The organism is Microbacterium sp. Ag1, assembly GCF_001005635.1.
Lineage (GTDB): Bacteria > Actinomycetota > Actinomycetes > Actinomycetales > Microbacteriaceae > Microbacterium > Microbacterium oxydans.
Genome location: NZ_LBCR01000019.1, coordinates 12,308 through 31,192 on the forward strand (window position 1 = coordinate 12,308; position 18,885 = coordinate 31,192).

Below are 18,885 nucleotides of genomic sequence, written 5' to 3' on the forward strand. Positions count from 1 at the left end.
CCGTAGGCTGAACCCATGACCGACGTCGTTCTCGCAGCGATCCTCGGCGTGCTCGGCGGCATCGTCCTCTCGGTGCTCCTCCTGCTCGCACGTCGACTCGCCCGCGGCGCCGCCGAGCTGGGGAGCGACGCCGAACAGGCCGCCCTCACCGTGCTGCATCAGGCGAGTCTGGCGGCACCGCATCTGCGCGCTGGACTGTCCGCCCCCGACGTCGTCAAGGCCGCGCGTCACCTGCGGGTGCTCCTCGGCAGCGCGGCGGTCGCGATCGTCAGCGCCGAGGGCACGGTGTCGTTCGACGGGCCGTCCGACGGACTGGAATCTGCTGCCCGCCGCATCGCCGCCAGGGTCGGGGAGTCGGGACGCAGGCAGGTCTTCCCCGCGCCCGGTGCCGACGACGACCTCGAGGCCGTCGGGGCGCCCATCCTGGTCGATGGACGCGTGATCGGCGTCGTGGTCGCCTTCGCGGCGCCCGTCCGTGCCGCGCTGGTGCGTGCCTCGGAGGAGGTGGCCGACTGGTGTGCCGCGCAGGTCGAGCTCGGCGGACTCGACGCGTCCAGGACGCAGCTGGCCGAAGCGGAGCTGCGCTCGCTGCGTGCGCAGATCTCGCCGCATTTCATCTACAACGCCCTCACGGCGATCGCCTCCTTCGTGCTCACCGACCCCGCACGCGCGCGCGAGCTGGTGCTGGAGTTCGCCGACTTCACCCGCTACTCCTTCCGGCGCCAGGGGGAGTTCACGACGGTGGCCGACGAGCTCGGCAGCATCCACTCGTATCTCGAGCTCGAACGAGCGCGGTTCGGGGACCGTCTGCGCGTGACGCTGCAGATCGCACCGGAGACGCTGGCCACCGTCATCCCGTTCCTCTCGGTGCAGCCGCTGGTCGAGAACGCCGTCCGTCACGGGCTCGAGCCCGGCGAAGGGGGAGGGGAGATCCGCATCGCCTCACGCGACGACGGCACCCACACCGAGATCACGGTCGAGGACGACGGGGTGGGCATGGACCCCGAGGCTCTTCATGCGACGCTCACCGCCGGCGACGACGGGGTCCACGTGGGACTCCGCAACGTCGACACCCGGCTCCGCCAGCTCTACGGGGCGGACGGCGCTCTGGTGGTCGAGACGAACACGGGCGCCGGTACCCTGGTGCGCATGCGGGTCCCGAAGTCCCAGCCGCAGCACGACCCGGACGGCGACGGCCGAGCATGACCAGAAGCGTGCAGCCGATCGATGTGCTCGTCGCGGACGACGAGAGACCCGCCCTGGATGAGCTGGTCCATCTGCTGCGCACGGACGCGCGCATCGGCGCGATCGTCACCGCATCATCGGGTGCGGAAGCCCTGCGGCTGCTGTCGGAGCGGGCCGTACGGATCGCATTCCTCGACATCCACATGCCGGGGCTCGGCGGGATGGAGCTCGCGCGTGCGCTGCTCGCCCTCGCGGAACCACCGGCTGTCGTGTTCGTGACCGCCGACGACGCCAGGGCGGTGGAGGCGTTCGAGCTGCGTGCCGCCGACTACCTCCTCAAGCCCGTGCGCATCGAGCGGCTCCGACAGGCGGTCGGACGGGTGGTCGAGGTCGCGGAGGCTCCCACGCCCGGCGACGACGAGATGCTGCCGGTCACGATCGGATCCGTGGTGCGGTTCGTGCGTCGCAGCGAGGTGCGCTGGGTGCAGGCCCAGGGGGACTATTCCCGGTTGCACACCGGCGACGGTGCGGGGCACCTGGTGCGCACGCCCATCTCGGAACTCGAGACGCGGTGGGCGGAAGCCGGGTTCCTGCGCATCCATCGCTCCTCGCTCGTGCGCATCGCCGTCGTGTCCGAGGCCCGGCTCTCCGGCGCTGAACCCTCGGTTTCGATCGGCGCCGTCTCGCTGCCGGTGAGCAGACGCCTGGTGCCAGCGGTGCGCGATGCCCTGTTGCGCGGGGAGGTCGGGGGATGACGGAGAAGCCGAAGCGCGTGCGGGTGCGGGTGACCGCTGATCTGCCTGATCGTCGGCCGGCGGCCTTCACCCGGGGAATCGCGCTGCCGGGCGCACCCGTCGACGAGGCGGATGCCGTCTACGCCAGGGCTCTCATGCGCAGTCAGCTGCGACTCGCACTCGGAACGGTCGCCGGGTTCGTGATCGTCGTCATCGCGCTGACTCTGGCGATCGCGCTCATCCCGGAGATCGGGCAGGTCATGGTCTGGGGCCTGCCGTTGTCATGGCTGCTGCAGGCGTACGCGTTCTATCCGATCATCGTGGTGTTCGCGGTGCTCTACGTGCGCACCGCAGCGCGCAACGAACGTCGATATCGTGCCCTCCGGGATCGCGAATGAATGCGGTGCTCGACCTCATCGGCGTCGCGCTCGTGATCGTCGCGACGCTGCTGATCGGCATCTACGGTCTGCGCATCTCGCGCACGACCGGCGACTTCTTCGTCGCGTCCCGCACCGTGCGGCCGGTATGGAACGCCTCGGCGATCAGCGGCGAGTACCTCTCGGCCGGCACGTTCCTCGGGCTGTCCGGCCTCGTGCTGCTCGACGGCGCCCGTGGCTTCTGGTTCCCCATCGGCTACGCGGCCGGCTATCTCCTGGTCCTGGCATTCGTCGCGGCACCCCTTCGGCGCAGCGGGGCCTACACGATCCCGGACTTCATCGAGGCGCGGTTGGAGTCGCCGTCGGCGCGCCGGGTCACGAGCGTCGCGGTGCTGGTCATCGGCTGGCTCTACATCGTGCCGCAGCTGCACGGAGCGGGGCTGACCCTGCTGGTCGTCGCCGGGCTGCCGGAGTGGGTGGGAGCCGTCACCGTCGCGGTGCTCGTCGCCGCAGCGGTCGCGGCCGGGGGCATGCGCGCCATCACCTACGTGCAGGCTTTCCAGTACTGGCTCAAGCTCACCGCGCTCCTCGTTCCCGTGGTCTTCATCGCGTTCGCGCTCAGCGGCGGGCCGCACGACTTCGATCCAGCGCTGGTGTTCCCGGTCGAGGCCGGGCCCTCGGGGTTCGACGCCTACGAGACCGCCTCGCTCCTGCTCGCGCTGCTGCTGGGCACGATGGGTCTACCGCACGTGCTGGTGCGCTTCTACACGAGTCCGACCGGGGTGTCCGCACGGCGCACGACGGTGATCGTGATCGGCATGGTCAGCGCGTTCTACGCCGTGTCGAGCACGATGGGGCTGCTCGCGCGCATCGCCGCTCCGGACCTGGCGGTGCCTGGAGTCGCGGACACGGCGGTGCTGCTGCTCCCCTCGCGCGTCTTCCCCGGGGCGTTCGGTGAACTGTTGACCGCGCTGATCGTCGCCGGAGCGTTCGCAGCGTTCCTGGCGACATCGGCCGGCCTCGTCGTGTCGCTCGCCGGCGTGATCAGCCAGGACGTGTTCTCCGGATCCGTACGGTCGTTCCGGCTGTCGGCGGTGCTCTGTGCCCTGGTGCCGCTCGCCGTGGCGCTGCTCACGGCCCCGGCGGGCCTCGGGTCGAGCGTGGGTGTCGTGTTCGTGGTTGCGGCGTCGACCCTCTCGCCGGTCGTGCTGCTCGGCGTGTGGTGGCGGGGGCTCACCGCACGAGGTGCGGTGGCCGGAATGGTGTCGGGTGGGTGCGCTGCGGGACTCGCCCTGCTGGTGCACGCGGCGGTCGGCGGCATCGGAGCAGCGGCGCCCTATCTCGCGCAGCCCGCCGCATGGACGATCCCGCTCGCCACAGCGGTCACGGTCGTCGTCTCGCTGCTGGATCCGCGGGGTCCGTCGCCGCGCACCGAGCGCTTCCTCGCGCGTGTGCACACCCCCGAGCGCGGCTGACCGCACGGCGTCTGGCGCTCCCGTCGCGATATGACAGCCCGGCTGGCGCAGCAAGCTGCCATATCGCGACCGGAGCAGCAGATGCGCGACCCGAGCGGATGTCAGAGCTTGCGGCTGCGGGGCATGAGCCGAACGGGAGGGAGTGGAGGGGCCGGGATGCGCACGTCGTGTCCGGCCACGATCCCGAAGCGGTCCGACGCCGCCTCCCACTGCTCGCGCGCCTCCACGATCTCGTCGTGCGAGCGGCCGGCGAAGTTCCACCACATCACGATGTCCGCTTCGAAGGGTTCGCCACCGAGTAGGAAGAGCAGTGCGCCGTCGTCGCTCGACACCTCGATCTCATCGCGCGAGTCGCCCACGTAAAGCAGGGCGTTGCGATCGAGCGGATGCTGCGCCACCACGGCATCGCCCTCGACGAGCATCAGCGCGTGCTCCCATTCCGAACGAAGTGGCAGGCGCACGCGGGAACCGGGGGCGAGCACGATCTCCGCTCCCACGATGGGGGTGTGCACGGTGGCGGGGGAGTGCGCCCCCGCGAAGTCGCCGAGCACGACGGTGGCCTCGGCCACGGCACCCTCGTCCGCCGGAAGCGTGACCCCCGGCAAGTCGGTGTGCCGTTCGAAGCCCGCATCGCCGTGTCGGCTCGACTCGGGCAGCACCACCCAGAACTGCAGGGCGTCGAGGGGCACCGGCTCGTCGCCGATCGAGTACTCCGAGTGCGAGATCCCGTTGCCGGCGGTCATCAGGTTCAGCTGCCCGCGGCGCAGGTCGGCGTCGCTGCCGAGCGAGTCGCGGTGACGGATCTCTCCCACGAGCGGCCAGGTCACGGTCTGCAGCCCGATGTGCGGGTGCGGCTCGACCCGCATCTTCGTGTCAGCGGGCCCGAACCGATCGAGGAAGCACCAGGCTCCGATGGTGGGGAGGTTGCGATGGGGAAGCGCTCGCAGCACGTTCATGCCGCGCACTCCGCCGAGGGGCACTTCGCGCGGCTCGATGAGCAGGCGGTGCTGTCCGATCATTCCGCCCGGCCCGTCGGGTCCTCGCCCGCGGAGCCGGCGGATCCGGACGGGGACTTCGGCCAGCGGATCTCGGCACCCGGCACGTCGTGCGTCTCGAGGTACTTCGCGATGTACGGGCACAGCGGGACGATCGCCTCACCGCGTCCGACAGCATCCGCCAAGGCCTCGGACGCGAGCTTGCCCGCCAGCCCCTGGCCCTGGAACGCCGGGTCGACCTCAGTGTGCAGGAAGCGGATGGATCCGGGGCGCAGGTCGAATGCCGCGAAGCCGGCGAGCACGTCGTCGGAGCGGATCTCGAAGCGCGAGTCTTCGTCGTTGCGGGTCACGGTGATGTCGGTCATCGGCTGCTCCTTCGAACGGATGCCTCCAACCTACGCCCCACGTGCGGGGTCGGGCCCGGCGGAAACCCAGACCGTCCGATGCCGCGCCGGCGCGTCGGAGCGCGACACTCCGCAGGGGCAGCGGGTGGTCTGGGTTTCGGCGGCAGGGGCGACCGCGCCTGTGGATGACACGCAGCTGCCGTCGGCGGGGGTCGTTACGCTGGAGGGATGCCGCAGACTCCCCGTGACCCGTACGCGGACCTGCCGTACGCCGACGAGCCCTACGACGACGGCTGGGAGTCCTCCTACCCGCCGGAGCCGATGGACTGGGAGCCGCAGGGGGCCGGGTTCGAGCCGCCGCTGGACTGGGGTCAGGGTCCGGTCACGCCGGTCACCTCTAGCGCCACCTCTTCCACCACCTCTTCTAGTACCGTGCGCCCGCCCGTCGAGCGCCGCGCGACGCCGAGCCGCTATGCCACGGCGCGCGACGCGCTGCACACGGTGTTCGGATACGACGACTTCCGCGGCGACCAGGCCGAGATCGTCGAACAGGTCATCGCGGGCGGAGACGCCGTGGTGCTGATGCCGACCGGAGGCGGAAAGAGCATCACGTACCAGGTGCCCGCGCTGGTGCGCGAGGGCACGGGTCTCGTCATCAGCCCGCTCATCGCGCTCATGCACGACCAGGTCGATGCGCTGCGCGCCAACGGCGTGAAGGCCGCCTATCTCAACTCCACCCAGGCTATCGACGAGCGTCGCGAGGTGGAACGGGCCTATGTCGCCGGCGAGCTCGACCTCATCTACGTGGCGCCAGAGCGTCTCTCCAACTCTCAGACCACGGCGCTGCTCCAGCGCGGAACGCTCAGCGTGATCGCGATCGACGAGGCGCACTGTGTGTCGCAGTGGGGTCATGACTTCCGCCCCGACTACCTGACCCTCGGCGACCTGGGCGAGCGGTTCCCCGGGGTGCCGCGCATGGCTCTCACGGCGACGGCCACCGCGGCGACGCACAAGGAGATCACCGAGCGCCTGCACCTCGACGGCGCAGCGCACTTCGTGGCGAGTTTCGACCGCCCGAACATCCAGTACCGCATCGTGCCGAAGGTCGATCCGCGCAAGCAGCTCGTCCAGTTCATCCGCTCGCAGCCGGAGGGCGCGGCGGGCATCGTGTACGCGCTCAGCCGGAAGTCGGTCGAGCAGACGGCTACCTATCTCGCCGCCCAGGGGTTCGACGCCCTGCCGTACCACGCGGGTCTGCCCGGCGAGGTGCGCGCCGCGAACCAGGCGCGCTTCCTCCGCGAGGACGGCGTCGTCATGGTCGCCACCATCGCATTCGGGATGGGCATCGACAAGCCGGATGTGCGCTTCGTCGCGCACGTCGATCTGCCGAAGTCCGTGGAGGGCTATTACCAGGAGACCGGGCGCGCCGGTCGAGACGGCGAACCCTCGGTGGCCTGGATGGCATACGGGCTCGGCGACGTCGTGCAGCAGCGCAGGCTCATCGACCAGAGCCCGGGTGATCGCACGTTCAAGATGCGCATGGGGCAGCACCTCGACGCCATGCTCGCGCTGTGCGAGACCGTGGAGTGTCGTCGGCAGAACCTGCTCGGCTACTTCGGCCAGGAGTCGCAGCCGTGCGGCAACTGCGACACCTGCCTCGACGACACCGAGACGTTCGACGGGCTCGTCCCGGCGCAGAAGCTGCTCTCGACGATCGTGCGGTTGAAGCGCGAGCGCAATCAGGCGTTCGGCGCCGGGCACCTGATCGACATCCTCCGCGGGGCCTCGACAGAGCGCATCAGGCAGCAGGGCCACGACAAGCTCGCGACCTACGGCATCGGAAACGACCTCTCGGATCAGGATTGGCGCAGCGTCGTCCGTCAGCTCCTGGCCCGCGGCATTCTCGTCGCGCAGGGTGACTACGGCACCCTCGCGCCCGGAGAGCAGGCGGCAGGAGTACTGCGTGGTGAGACCGCTGTGCCCCTGCGCAAGGACACGATCGGGCGTCCGACCTCGTCGGGCCGCGCCCGCAAGGCCAGCGCCGCCGATGCCCTGGACGCGGGGGATCGGCCACTGTTCGAGGCACTGCGTGCATGGCGTGCCGAGACCGCTCGCGAGCAGGGCGTGCCCGCGTACATCGTGTTCGGTGACGCGACGCTGCGCGCGCTCGCGGAGCGCCGCCCTGCTGCTCTCGCCGACCTCGACGGCATCACCGGCATCGGTGCGAAGAAGCGCGAGGCGTACGGCGAGGGCGTGCTCGCGGTGATCGCCGGCGCCTGACGCCGACGCCCGACGCCTCGCCTTCGGGCGTACTCCGGATCGTGGCGTCTTGAACACTTGCCCATATGGGTATATGTTGATCACATGGCGCGAGCGGCAACCACATCCGATGTCTTCAACGCGATCGCCGAACCGCGACGCCGGGACATCCTGACGCTGCTGCGCAGTGGCGACCGCCCCGTGACCGAGGTGTCCGAGGTGCTGGGGATGACTCAGCCGGGTGCCTCCAAGCACCTGCGTGTGCTGCGCGAGGTCGGTCTCGTGCGCGACCGCCGGGAGGGCAAGCAGCGGGTCTACGGGCTCGACGCCACGGGGCTCCGGGCCGTCCATGAGTGGACGGGCGGCTTCGAGCAGTTCTGGAACGAGAGCTTCGACCGGCTCGACGCCTACGTGCAGGACCTGAAAGCGGAAAGAAGGCAGGAGTAGTGGATGGATACGACGATTGATCGCGAGATCGTGATCTCGCGCGTGATCGACGCCGCGCCGGCGCTGGTGTTCGAGGCGTTCACCACGGTGCAGCACCTCTCGAGGTGGTGGGGCCCCGACGGTTTCACCACGACGACGCGATCGTTCGAGTTCCGTGTCGGGGGCGAATGGGAGTTCGTGATGCGCGGACCGGACGGCACCGACTACCCGGAGTGGATCGTGTGGACCGACATCGTCGCGCCGGAGCGGATCGTGATGCTCCATGGTGAGCACCGCGACGATCCTGAGGCATTCGAATCACACCTCACGTTCGTGCTGGACGGCGATCGGACCCGCATCGAGATGCGCACGGTGTTCCCGACACCGGAGCTGCGCGACCGGGCGATCGAGCGGCATGGCGCACTCGAGGGTGGCCGGCAGACACTGGACAACCTCGCCGTCCACGTCGCGGAGATGGCGATCGCGCGAGGGGAGCGCTGATGGCCGGAGCGGTGTTCTTCAGCGTCTCGATGTCTCTCGACGGGTTCATCGCCCCCGAGTCGCCGGACGAGTTGATGGGTCGGCAGTGGATGGAGCTGCAGAAGTGGGTGTTCCGGCTGCGGTCCTTCCGCGAGAATCTGCACCTGGGCGAAGGTGGGGACGAGGGACGCGACAACGACATCGTGCGCGAGACGTTCGAGCGCACCGGGGCGAGTGTGATGGGGAAGCGGATGTTCGACGCCGGCGAGCACGCGTGGCCGGAGGACCCGCCGTTCCATACGCCGGTCTTCGTCGTCACCCATGAGGAGCGCGAGCCGTGGGAGCGCCGCGGCGGCACCACGTTCCACTTCGTGACCGACGGCATCGAGTCGGCGCTCGACCAGGCGCGCGCTGCTGCCGGCGACCTCGACGTCCGCATCTCGGGCGGCGGTGAGACGATCGTCCAGTTCCTCAATGCCGGTCTGGTCGACGAGTTCCACATCGCTCTCTCACCTGTGCTGTTCGGGGCAGGAGTGCGCCTGTTCGACGGTGTGGACGGGGAACGCCTCTCGCTCGACCTGGTGGGCGCGGAGGATTCCCCGCAGACGACGCATCTGCGCTACGCCGTCCGTCTGCGCTGATCCGCGCGGCATCGTCTCAGTGCGGTGGCAGCACGTCGTCGAGATGAGCCCGCAGGTGCGTGGCGATGTCGACCCTGTCGCGGTCGTACAGCCACTGGTACTGCAGCCCGTCCCACATCGCGATGAGCCAAGTGGCCTCGTGCACGGGATCGCGGTGCGCTGGCAGGTCGCCGTCCACCTGGGCGAGGCGGAAGAGCTCAGCGAAGTAGTCGAGGGCGTTCGCGAACCGCATCGTGAAGTAGTCGTGTGCGGGGTGTGCGACGGGGACGGCCTCGCACGACAGCACCGCGTAGACCTCGATCAGTCCCGGTTCGTCCCGTGCGCTGAGCGCCGCGCCCTCGGGAATGCTGCGGAGCACCGTGGCAGCCGACGCGGTGCTCGTGAACATCTGGTTCTCGTTGATGGCGCTGTCGCGTTCCGTGAGCACGGCGCTCAGCAGCAGCTCCTTCGACGCGTAGTGGTGCAGCAGCGTCGACTTCGACACTCCGACCGCGGTGGCGATGTCCTGCAGGCTGGTGTCGCCGTAGCCGTCGCGGGCGAACAGGCGCATCGCATCGGAGACGATCTGTGCGCGCCTGCGGCGGCCGACCGCGTAGCCGGGGTCGGTGTCGGCGACACTGGTGGCGCGCAGTCGTGGGAGGGGGCCGGCGGCCGTCGCGGGCCCGGATGAGGGCTCGTCGTCGGGGTCCCGCCACGCGTGCGGCAGCGCCCACAGGTTCTCGCGCTCCTCGAGCATCTCGACGACGTCCACCCGATCGGGCAGGTACTGCGAGAGCAGCTGCAGCCCGTCCCACCCCGCCGTGTGCCGGACGGCCTCGCCGTCGACATCGCGGTCTGCCGCGACCACCCCGTGGTACTGGGCATCCTCGAGCACGTCGTTGCTGAGTGCGCGGATCCGGCAGTAGCGCTCGCGCATCCGCTCGTGCGCGGGGTGGTCCGGCGCCGAGGCCTCCCCGGTGAGGGCCGCGAACAGCTCGAGGTAGCCGGCGGTGCGCGCATTGCGCTCGGCGATGCCGGCGAAGACCAGCTCGCCCGGTTCGGATGCGGCCGAGATCGCGCTGAACACGGACTCGTTCTCGGCTTCGAGCCCGGCGACCACCTCTCCGAGCAGATCGTCCTTCGAGGCGAAGTGCCCGAGGAGCCCCGGGTGGCTGACGGAGGCGGCTGCGGCGATGTCGCGCAGCGACGTGGATCGGTAACCGCGGGTCACGAACAGATCGTGCGCGGCGGTGAGGATGCGCTGCCTCGTCGCGACGGCGCGCGAGTGACGGGTGCCGGTCGCCGTCATCGTCATCGCATCCTCCGTCATCACTCTATCCTCGCTCATTACCAATCGGTCTGGTTTGACTTACCAACCGGTCGAGATTGGTGTACTGTCATGCCAGAACCGCATCGCCCGAAGATGTGCGGTGAATCGAAAGGACTGTCATGACAGAGCTGTCATCCGCCGCCAACGCGGCCGCGGTGGGCACCACGGGATTCAAGGCCCCAGGGACCACGCCGCACAAGACCCCGCGCGGCTACACCCCCGGCCTCGCCGCGGTGAACTTCGGTGTCTTCCTGGCGCTTCTCACCCCGGTGATGGTGTCCATGGCGTTCAAGATCCAGCACATCGACCCCGTCAACACCGAGGGAAGCCTCGGACTCGTGATGGGCGTCGGTGCGATCTTCGCCCTCGTGGCGAACCCCCTCGTCGGCAGGCTCTCCGACCGCACGACCTCGCGCTGGGGCATGCGTCGTCCGTGGATCCTGGGCGGTGCCGTCGTCGGCCTCGGCGGGTTCTTCCTCATCGGGTCCGCGAACTCCGTCTGGATGGTCCTGCTCGCCTGGTGCCTCGTGCAGACCGCGATGAACGCCGTGCTCGCCGCGGCCAACGCCACGCTGCCCGATCAGGTGCCGGTGACGAGCCGTGGCAAGGTGTCGGGCATCATCGGCATCACGACCCCGATCGGCATCCTCGCCGGCAGCTTCCTGGTGAACTTCCTGCCCGGCGATTTCGAGCGCTTCGTCGTGCCCGGCGTGATCGCGCTGATCCTGGTGGTCGTCTTCGTCCTGATCCTGAAGGACCGCCGCCTCTCCGAGAAGCCCGCCGAGAAGTTCACGATCGGGATGTTCTTCGGCTCGTTCGTGTTCAACCCGCGCAAGCACCCCGACTTCGGCTGGACCTGGCTCACCAAGTTCTTCGTGATGTTCGGCTATGCCGGCATCGCCACCTTCCTGCCGCTGTACCTCGTCACCAAGTTCGGCCTCGACGAGCAGGGTGCGGTGGGCGTCATCCTCGCGGCCAATCTCGCCTCGATGGCGGCGATGGCGATCTCCTCCCCGCTCGGCGGCTTCCTCTCCGACAAGATCGGCAAGCGCCGTCCCTTCGTCGCCGTCGCCGGTGTGATCATGGTGGTCGGTCTGGTCATCCTCGCCATCGCCCCCGATGTCACGACCGTCATCATCGCCCAGGCCATCATCGGGCTCGGGGCCGGATCGTTCCTCTCGGTCGACCTCGCCCTCGCCACCGAGGTGCTGCCCAACCCGGACGACGTGGCGAAGGACCTCGGGGTGCTGAACATCGCCAACGCGCTGCCGCAGTCGATCGCCCCCGCGATCGCGCCGGGCATCATCGCCATCGGGGCGGCCACGCCGCTGGGCGGCTACACCACGTGGTACCTGTTCGGTGCGGTCGTCGCGCTGGCCGGTGCCGTGCTCGTCTACCGCATCAAGGGAGTCAAGTGACCATGACAGAGACCACCATCGCGCGCCCCTGGCTCGACACCGACCTCTCGGTCGACGAGCGGGTGCAGCTGCTGCTCGATGCCATGACCATCGAGGAGAAGGCAGGGCTCTTCTTCCACACCATGATCGCGATCGGCGACCTCGAGGAGCCCAACCCGGTGTTCGCGACGCCGTCGGCCCGCGAGTTCCTCGAGTCCAAGCAGATGACGCACTTCAACCTGCTGGGTGCCGCGCCCACCGGCCGGGAGATCGCCGCGTGGCAGAACGCCCTGCAGCAGCTCGCGGCGTCCACGCGCCTCGGCATCCCGGTCACGCTCTCCACCGACCCCCGGCACTCGTTCAGCGAGAATCCGGGAGCGTCGATCCTGGCAGGGCCCTTCTCGCAGTGGCCGGAGACGCTCGGCCTCGCGGCCACCCGCGACGAGGAGCTCGTCGAGCGCTTCGCCGACATCGCCCGCCAGGAGTACACGGCCGTCGGTCTGCGCGTGGCACTGCACCCGCAGGTCGACCTCGCGACCGAGCCGCGCTGGGCGCGCCAGACGGCGACGTTCGGCGAAGACGCCGAGCTGTCGGGAAAGCTCGGCGCGGCCTACATCCGCGGCTTCCAGGGGAAGTCGTTCGGGCCTGGCTCGGTATCGACCATGACGAAGCACTTCCCCGGCGGCGGCCCCCAGAAGGACGGCGAGGATCCGCACTTCCCGTACGGCCGCGAGCAGGTCTATCCTGGCGGCGAGTTCGAGCTTCACCTGAAGCCGTTCGAAGACGCGCTCGCCGCGGGTACCCGGCAGATGATGCCGTATTACGGGATGCCCGTCGGCACGGAGTACGAGGAGGTGGGTTTCGGCTTCAACAAGTCGGTGATCACGGGTCTGCTCCGCGAGCGCTACGGCTTCGACGGTCTGGTGTGCACGGACTGGGGTCTGATCAGCGATTCCGAGATATTCGGGCAGCCGTTCCCTGCACGTGCCTGGGGTGTGGAAGATCTCACCCCTCGCGAGCGGATCAAGAAGGTGCTCGATGCGGGCGCCGATCAGTTCGGCGGCGAGGCGAACCCGGAGCTGCTGCTCGAGCTCGTCGCCGACGGCGAGATCACCGAGGCCCGGCTGGACATCTCCGCACGACGCATCCTGCGCGAGAAGTTCGAGCTCGGACTGTTCGAGAACCCTTACGTCGACGAGGACGCCGCCGACGAGATCGTGGGTCGTGCCGACTTCCGTGCCGCGGGGGAGGATGCCCAGCGTGCGTCGATCACAGTGCTCGCGAACGACGGCGCGCTGCCCTTCGCCCGAGGGGCGAAGCTCTACGTCGAGGGCATCGACGTCGCCGTGGCTGAAAAGTTCGCCGACGTCGTCGAGACGCCGTCGGAAGCCGATCTGGCGATCATCCGGCTGCAGGCTCCGTTCGAGGAGCGCGCGACCATGTTCGAGAACTTCTTCCACGCCGGTTCCCTCGACTTCCCGGATGACGTGATCGCCCATGTCGGCGAGGTCGCGGCCGTCGTGCCCACAGTGGTCGACGTGCTCGCCGATCGCCCGCCGATCCTGACGCCGCTCGCCGAGGTGGCGGCTGCGATCACGGTGAACTGGGGCGCTTCCGGGACGGCGCTGCTGGACGTGCTCAGCGGTGCGTTCCCCGCGCAGGGTCGACTGCCCTTCGACCTGCCGCGATCGATGGCGGCTGTCGAGGCCTCGCGTCCCGACGTCCCGTTCGACACGACCGACCCGCTGTTCCGCTTCGGTCACGGGCTCTCGCTGTAACACCCGAGGGCATTCGCGAAACGCCTCGACGGCTTCGGCCGCGGGGCGTTTCGTCGTGCCGTCGACTCCTCGATCGCGGGTTCGATGTCGGCCGATGGCGAAGCGTCTCGGACGATGACGATGGCTGAAAAGTTCTCTGGACGAATGCTGGACAACGCGTCCCGTATCCCGTAGAACTGTCCTCAACATCGCTCGGCCGACTGACGTCGACCCGTGGGGGGGCCATGTGACGCGGAAGATCGCATCACACGGGAGTAGCGAATGGAATTGCAGGAGAGGACTCTGCGGCGACGCAGAGCAGCAGGAGGAAGCATCGCCGGCGTCACCGTCGGCGCGGTGATCCTCGCAAGTGCACTGGTGCCGACAGCGGCGAATGCGCTGGACGCGGCGAATCCGAACGATCCGTCCGTCGCGCAGGGGCAGATCATCCAGCTGCCGGCCGCACTGCTCGGCGGACTCGACATCGCCGCGCTCGGTCACACGCTGACGAGCAACCCGGCCGCCCCTGGCTCGGAGCTCGGCGGACTGAACCTCGGACTGCTCGAGGCGCTCAACATCGACGTGGGCACCCTCAACGTGCCGCTGCTGACCGACGGCACCACGCCGGGTCTGCTGCGGCTCGGCGACCTGGGCGCTGCGCAGAGCTTCAGCTCCTCGCCGACGCAGACCCAGTCGATCGCCTCGTCGGGCACGATCACCTCGGGTGGGGCTGTCGACACCGGCGCCATCGACGGCAGCGTGAACCCCGGCACCCTCGAGCTCACAGACCTCTTCGACCAGCTCGCCGTGGCGGGTCTGACCGATGCGGTCCTCGACCAGGCCTCCATCGGCATCGGCGTCCTCGCGTCGCGTGCCGAGTCGAACGCGGGAACGGTGACGTCCGAGTACCGCATCGCCGACCTGAACCTCGATCTGCACAGCAACCTGGTCGCCGGGCTCTCCGGCACCCTCGCCTCCGCGATCCAGGGCACCGTCACTCCCGTGAGCAACCTCGCCGGTCCCGGCGGCGCGCTGACCGCCCTCACCACCACGATCGTCAACACGATCAACGCGATCCCCGATGTGCCGCTCGTCGCCGCCTTCACCGCGACAGGGGGCACCGTCTCGATCGCGGGGCTCGACACGGTCGGGCAGACCGTGACGACGCAGGTGCTGCAGACCCCGGTCGAGAACACGACCGGTTCGGTTCTCGTCGACCTGAGCACCGGCACGGTCTCGGTCGATCTCGCCAAGATCCTCGTCGAGACCGGCGCGGGCGCGAACCTCAACACACTGCCGGCGAACACCCCGGTGCTCTCCGCCACGACGATCTCCGCCATCCAGCAGGGGATCACCTCCGCACTCACGGGCACGCACCCGAACAGCCTGAACGGCAAGGTCTCCACGATCCTGAAGTCGACGCTCGACGCCCTCCAGGTGACGATCACGGTCGGCGTCGACCTCACGGTGCCGCTCACCGGGACGCCGCTCGTGTCGGGCGACGTCACGGTCAAGGGTTCACTGGCGCAGTTCGCCGGCACCGCCACTCCCGTTCCCACGGTCGCGACCGACATCACCCTGGCCGGCCTCAACATCGGCGTGCTCCTGAACCCGGTGGTCGCGACGGTGACGAATGCGGTCGCCACGACGACGGGTCCGCTCGTGAACACCGCGTTGACCAGCGTGATCCCGCTCGTGCAGCCGGCACTCGCCACTCTCACGGGTCCCGTGCTGACGACGCTCGATCCCGTGCTCCAGGGCGTGCTGTCGGACATCGCGACCATCACCATCAACGAGCAGCCGGCGACGGGAGACATCCCGGGCGGCAGCTTCACGGTGCGTGCGCTCGGAGTGAACCTGCTCCCGGCCGTCGGAGGCGGGGTCGCTCTCGACCTCGGTTCCTCGACGGTCAAGGCTGCCGCGGCAGCTGTGGCGGCTATCGACGCGGCCCCGACCGTCCAGGCGGGGACGAACCTGCCCGTGACCGGCTCCGGCTGGCCCGCGAACACGCAGGTCTCCGTGCAGGTGACCGCACCCGGCGGGGGGATCGTGAACGACCCTGTTCCGGTCACGACCGACGGCAACGGTGCATTCACGGTCGATTACTTCGTCCCGACCGCGACGACGGTGGGCACCGGGTACACGGTCACCGCGACGGCAGGCGCCGTCTCGGCGACGGATACGACCGAGGTGACGGCCGCGGCGACGGTCGATGCCGCCCCCGCCGTGCAGGCGGGGACGGATCTCGCGGTCTCCGGTGCCAACTGGCCTGCGAACACCCAGGTCTCGGTGCAGCTGTCGGCTCCGGCTTCCGGCCCGAACGTGGGCGGCCCCGTACTGGTCACCACCGACGGTTCCGGCACCTTCACGGTCGCCTACCCTGTTCCGGCCGGCACACCCGCGGCCACCGGCTACACGGTGACGGCATCGGTGGGCACGCAGACGGCGACCGACACCACCGAGGTGACGGACGCCCCCGTGGCCGCCGTCGATGCCGCAGCCACCGTGCAGGCGGGCACCAGCCTTCCGGTCACGGGATCGAACTGGCCGGGGAACACCCAGGTGTCCGTGCAGCTGACAGCTCCGGGCGGCGGCGCGAACGTCGGCGGCCCTGTCACGGCGACCACGAACGCCTCGGGTGACTTCACGCTCGACTACCCGGTTCCCGCTTCTGCGGCTCCGGGTGCGGCATACACCGTCACGGCGACCGCAGGTGCCGTCACGGCGATCGACACCACGGAGGTCACGGCCGCCGCGGCTGTCGATGCCGCTGACACGGTGCAGGCGGGCACGAGCCTTCCGGTGACCGGTACGAACTGGCCGGCGAGCACGCAGGTCTCGGTGCAGCTGACGGCGCCGGGTGGCGGGAACGTCGGCGGTCCGGTGACGGCCACGACCGACGCGTCTGGCGGGTTCACGCTCGACTACCCGGTTCCGGCTTCGGCCACGCCCGGCGCGGGCTACACGGTGACGGCGACCGTCGGCACCCAGACCGCGACCGACACCACGGAGGTCACGGCCGCCGCGGCTGTCGATGCCGCTGACACGGTGCAGGCGGGCACGAGCCTTCCGGTGACCGGTACGAACTGGCCGGCGAGCACGCAGGTGTCCGTGCAGTTGACGGCGCCGGGTGGCGGAAACGTCGGTGGTCCGGTGACGGCCACGACCGACGCGTCTGGTGGGTTCACGCTCGACTACCCGGTTCCCGCTTCCGCGACGCCCGGCGCGGGCTACACGGTGACGGCGACCGTCGGCACCCAGACCGCGACCGACACGACCACCGTGACTGCGGCGGCCACGGTCGACGCGGCGGCGACGGTGCAGGCAGGGGACGATCTGCCCGTCACCGGAGCGAACTGGCCGGCGAACACGCAGGTTTCGGTGCAGCTGAGCGCACCCGGCGGCGCGGCCGTCGGTACCCCGCGCACGGCCACGACCGGCGCGCTCGGCGGCTTCGCGCTCGACTACCCGGTCCCGGCCGGCACCCCGGCAGGCACCGGCTACACGGTCACGGCCTCGGTCGGTGCGCAGACGGCGACGGACACGACGGAGGTCACCGCGGCTCCCGTCGTGGTCGACGCGGCCGCCCAGGTTCCGGCGGGCAGCAACCTCGCCGTGACCGGCTCTGGATGGCCCGTGAGCTCCTCGGTCTCGCTGCAGCTGACAGCTCCGGGCGGAGGCGCGAACGTCGGCGGCCCGGTGACGGCGACGACCGATGCTTCGGGAGCCTTCACTGCGAACTATCCCGTACCGGCGGGCACCACTCCCGGAACCGGATACACGCTGACCGCGACCGCCGGTGCCGTCACCGCGACGGACTCCACCGAGGTGACGGCGCCCGGCGGTCCCTCCGATGTCAACACCAACGCAGCCGCGTCGGCGTCGGCCTCGGCGGACGCGACCGCGGACGGCGACCCGTCGGCCCAGGCCGCTGCGGAGGCGGCTGCTCTGGCCGATGCCACCTCGTCCGCATCGGCAGCCGCCACCGCTGACGCGACCGCGGCCGCCGAGGCTGCGGCGACGACGACGGCATCGACGACAGCGTCGACCGACTCGACATCGACCGCCAACGCCTCCGCGGCCGTCGCCGCCCAGGCCGCGGCGCTGGCTGATGCCTCGACGAACGCGAACGCCGCAGCCTCGGCGGCAGCGGAAGCGAACTCCGCGGCCTCGTCGGAGTCCGCAGCGACCTCCGACTCCTCCACCGACGCATCCTCGGAAGCCTCGACCAACGCGAATGCGGCTGCCTCGGCATCCGCTTCGGCGAACGCCGACGCCACCACCGCGGCCGTCGCGGAAGCGTCCGCGCAGGCAGCGGCCTTCGCGGATGCGACAGCGCAGGGCTCGGCGGCGGCCGACCCGGCAGCGGACGCCGCATCGGAGTCGGCGGCGACGGCGACCTCGTCCACGGCGGCGACGGCTGATGCCACCTCGGCGGCGAACGCCGGCGCGGCAATCGCGGCCCAGGCCGCGGCCCTCGCCGACGCCACGACGAACACGGCGGCTGACGCCACCGCGACGTCGGATGCCAGCACGAGCGCTGCGGCGAACGCGAGCGCGGCGGCGATCGCGAACGCCTCGACCGATGCCTCGTCCGACGCGGTCGCCTCGGCTGACGCGTCGGCGGAGATCAACACCAACGCGTCCGCGTCGGCAGCGGCCTCCGCCCAGGCTGACGACGACAGCAACGCCTCGGCTGAGGCCGCGGCAGTGGCTGCGGCACTCGCGGACGCGACCAGCCAGGCATCCGCGGCGGCCGACGTGTCGGCCAACGCAGCGGCTCAGGCGGCGGCGACCACCGATGCCTCCACCGATGCCTCGACCACGGCCACCACGGCGGCGAACGCCTCCGCGGCTGCGGCGGCTCAGGCGGCGGCGCAGAACGATGCGACCTCGACGAGCGCGGCGGATGCCTCGGCTGCGGCCGATGCGGACCCGAACGCCTCTGCGGCCGCAGCGGCCAACGCGTCCTCGTCGGCGACGGCATCGGCATCGGCTGCGGCCGACGCCTCGGCCGAAGCCACCGCGGAGGCATCCGCATCCGCCACCGCGAGCGCTTCGGCGGACGCGGCAGCCGACCCGACCGGGAACATCGCGATCGCCCTCCGGTCGCCGGTCCTGGAACGCGGACAGCAGCAGACCGCCGTCGGCACCGGCTTCAAGCCCGGAGAGAAGGTCACCGGCGTGATGGCCTCCGATCCGGTCGCGCTGGGCAGCCAGGTCGCGAACGCGCAGGGCACGGTCACCTTCACCTGGACCGTGCCGACCGCCACCGACCTCGGATCGCACACCGTGACACTGACCGGGGCGACCTCGGGCAGCGTATCGGCCTCGTTCCAGGTGGTCGCCTCTGGCCTGGCCACGACCGGTGGACAGGTGCAGGGCGGCTGGATCGCCCTGGCCGCACTGCTCCTCGTCCTCGGCCTGGGGACGATGAGACTCGCGACATCCCGACGGCGACTGATCCGTACGGAGTGATCGCGATGCAGGAACGCTGAGTGGTCGG

Annotated in this window: 14 protein-coding genes; 11 read left to right on the forward strand and 3 right to left on the reverse strand. The window is 70.1% G+C overall.

Annotated features, from left to right (window positions below; translation table 11 throughout):
- Positions 1-15 precede the first annotated feature (15 nt).
- Genes AAY78_RS01550 through AAY78_RS01565 form a run of 4 tightly spaced genes read left to right on the forward strand, consistent with a single transcriptional unit; the run spans position 16 to position 3,771 of the window.
- Positions 16-1,206, forward strand: coding sequence for a sensor histidine kinase (locus AAY78_RS01550; RefSeq protein ID WP_046746617.1), 1,191 nt, complete (start codon positions 16-18; stop codon positions 1,204-1,206).
- Positions 1,203-1,940: a LytR/AlgR family response regulator transcription factor gene (locus tag AAY78_RS01555; protein WP_046746618.1), complete on the forward strand. Its 738-nt coding sequence runs from the start codon at positions 1,203-1,205 to the stop codon at positions 1,938-1,940. The genes AAY78_RS01550 and AAY78_RS01555 overlap by 4 nt, the downstream gene beginning before the upstream one ends.
- On the forward strand, positions 1,937-2,317 hold the full coding sequence (locus tag AAY78_RS01560) for a hypothetical protein (RefSeq protein ID WP_046746619.1): 381 nt from the start codon (positions 1,937-1,939) through the stop codon (positions 2,315-2,317). The genes AAY78_RS01555 and AAY78_RS01560 overlap by 4 nt, the downstream gene beginning before the upstream one ends.
- Entirely contained in the window at positions 2,314-3,771 is a 1,458-nt protein-coding gene (locus AAY78_RS01565) for a sodium/solute symporter (RefSeq protein ID WP_046746620.1), read from the forward strand. Before AAY78_RS01560 ends, AAY78_RS01565 begins: the two co-directional genes overlap by 4 nt.
- A 101-nt stretch (positions 3,772-3,872) precedes the next feature.
- Here AAY78_RS01565 and AAY78_RS01570 read toward each other — a convergent pair whose 3' ends face one another.
- Together AAY78_RS01570 and AAY78_RS01575 are read right to left on the reverse strand one after the other, a co-directional pair.
- Complete coding sequence (locus AAY78_RS01570; protein ID WP_046746621.1) at positions 3,873-4,790, reverse strand: pirin family protein; 918 nt, start codon at positions 4,788-4,790, stop codon at positions 3,873-3,875.
- Positions 4,787-5,131: a GNAT family N-acetyltransferase gene (locus AAY78_RS01575; RefSeq protein WP_046746622.1), complete on the reverse strand. Its 345-nt coding sequence runs from the start codon at positions 5,129-5,131 to the stop codon at positions 4,787-4,789. Before AAY78_RS01575 ends, AAY78_RS01570 begins: the two co-directional genes overlap by 4 nt.
- A 207-nt stretch (positions 5,132-5,338) precedes the next feature.
- On the opposite strand from AAY78_RS01575, the gene recQ reads away from it, so the two are divergent.
- The 4 genes from recQ to AAY78_RS01595 all read left to right on the forward strand — a co-directional run bounded on the left by recQ (position 5,339) and on the right by AAY78_RS01595 (position 8,916).
- A complete protein-coding gene (gene recQ / locus AAY78_RS01580) occupies positions 5,339-7,390 on the forward strand; it encodes a DNA helicase RecQ (protein ID WP_046746623.1) in 2,052 nt (683 codons plus the stop codon).
- Between the two features lie 84 nt (positions 7,391-7,474).
- A complete protein-coding gene (locus AAY78_RS01585; RefSeq protein WP_046746624.1) occupies positions 7,475-7,816 on the forward strand; it encodes an ArsR/SmtB family transcription factor in 342 nt (113 codons plus the stop codon).
- A gap of 3 nt (positions 7,817-7,819) precedes the next feature.
- A complete protein-coding gene (locus AAY78_RS01590; RefSeq protein WP_046746625.1) occupies positions 7,820-8,296 on the forward strand; it encodes an SRPBCC family protein in 477 nt (158 codons plus the stop codon).
- Positions 8,296-8,916, forward strand: a complete 621-nt coding sequence (locus AAY78_RS01595) for a dihydrofolate reductase family protein (protein WP_046746626.1) — start codon at positions 8,296-8,298, stop codon at positions 8,914-8,916. The genes AAY78_RS01590 and AAY78_RS01595 overlap by 1 nt, the downstream gene beginning before the upstream one ends.
- 16 nt (positions 8,917-8,932) lie before the next feature.
- Here the strand turns inward: AAY78_RS01595 and AAY78_RS01600 are convergent, their stop codons facing one another.
- Positions 8,933-10,225, reverse strand: a complete 1,293-nt coding sequence (locus AAY78_RS01600) for a TetR/AcrR family transcriptional regulator (protein ID WP_231589631.1) — start codon at positions 10,223-10,225, stop codon at positions 8,933-8,935.
- A gap of 119 nt (positions 10,226-10,344) precedes the next feature.
- On the opposite strand from AAY78_RS01600, the gene AAY78_RS01605 reads away from it, so the two are divergent.
- The 3 genes from AAY78_RS01605 to AAY78_RS01615 all read left to right on the forward strand — a co-directional run bounded on the left by AAY78_RS01605 (position 10,345) and on the right by AAY78_RS01615 (position 18,857).
- Complete coding sequence (locus AAY78_RS01605; RefSeq protein WP_046746627.1) at positions 10,345-11,643, forward strand: MFS transporter; 1,299 nt, start codon at positions 10,345-10,347, stop codon at positions 11,641-11,643.
- A 2-nt stretch (positions 11,644-11,645) separates the two neighbouring features.
- Complete coding sequence (locus tag AAY78_RS01610) at positions 11,646-13,400, forward strand: glycoside hydrolase family 3 protein (protein ID WP_046746628.1); 1,755 nt, start codon at positions 11,646-11,648, stop codon at positions 13,398-13,400.
- Positions 13,401-13,661: 261 nt separating this feature from the next.
- The gene (locus tag AAY78_RS01615; protein ID WP_046746629.1) at positions 13,662-18,857 is read left to right on the forward strand and encodes a choice-of-anchor G family protein; all 5,196 of its coding nucleotides are present in this window, start codon (positions 13,662-13,664) and stop codon (positions 18,855-18,857) included.
- Positions 18,858-18,885 lie beyond the last annotated feature (28 nt).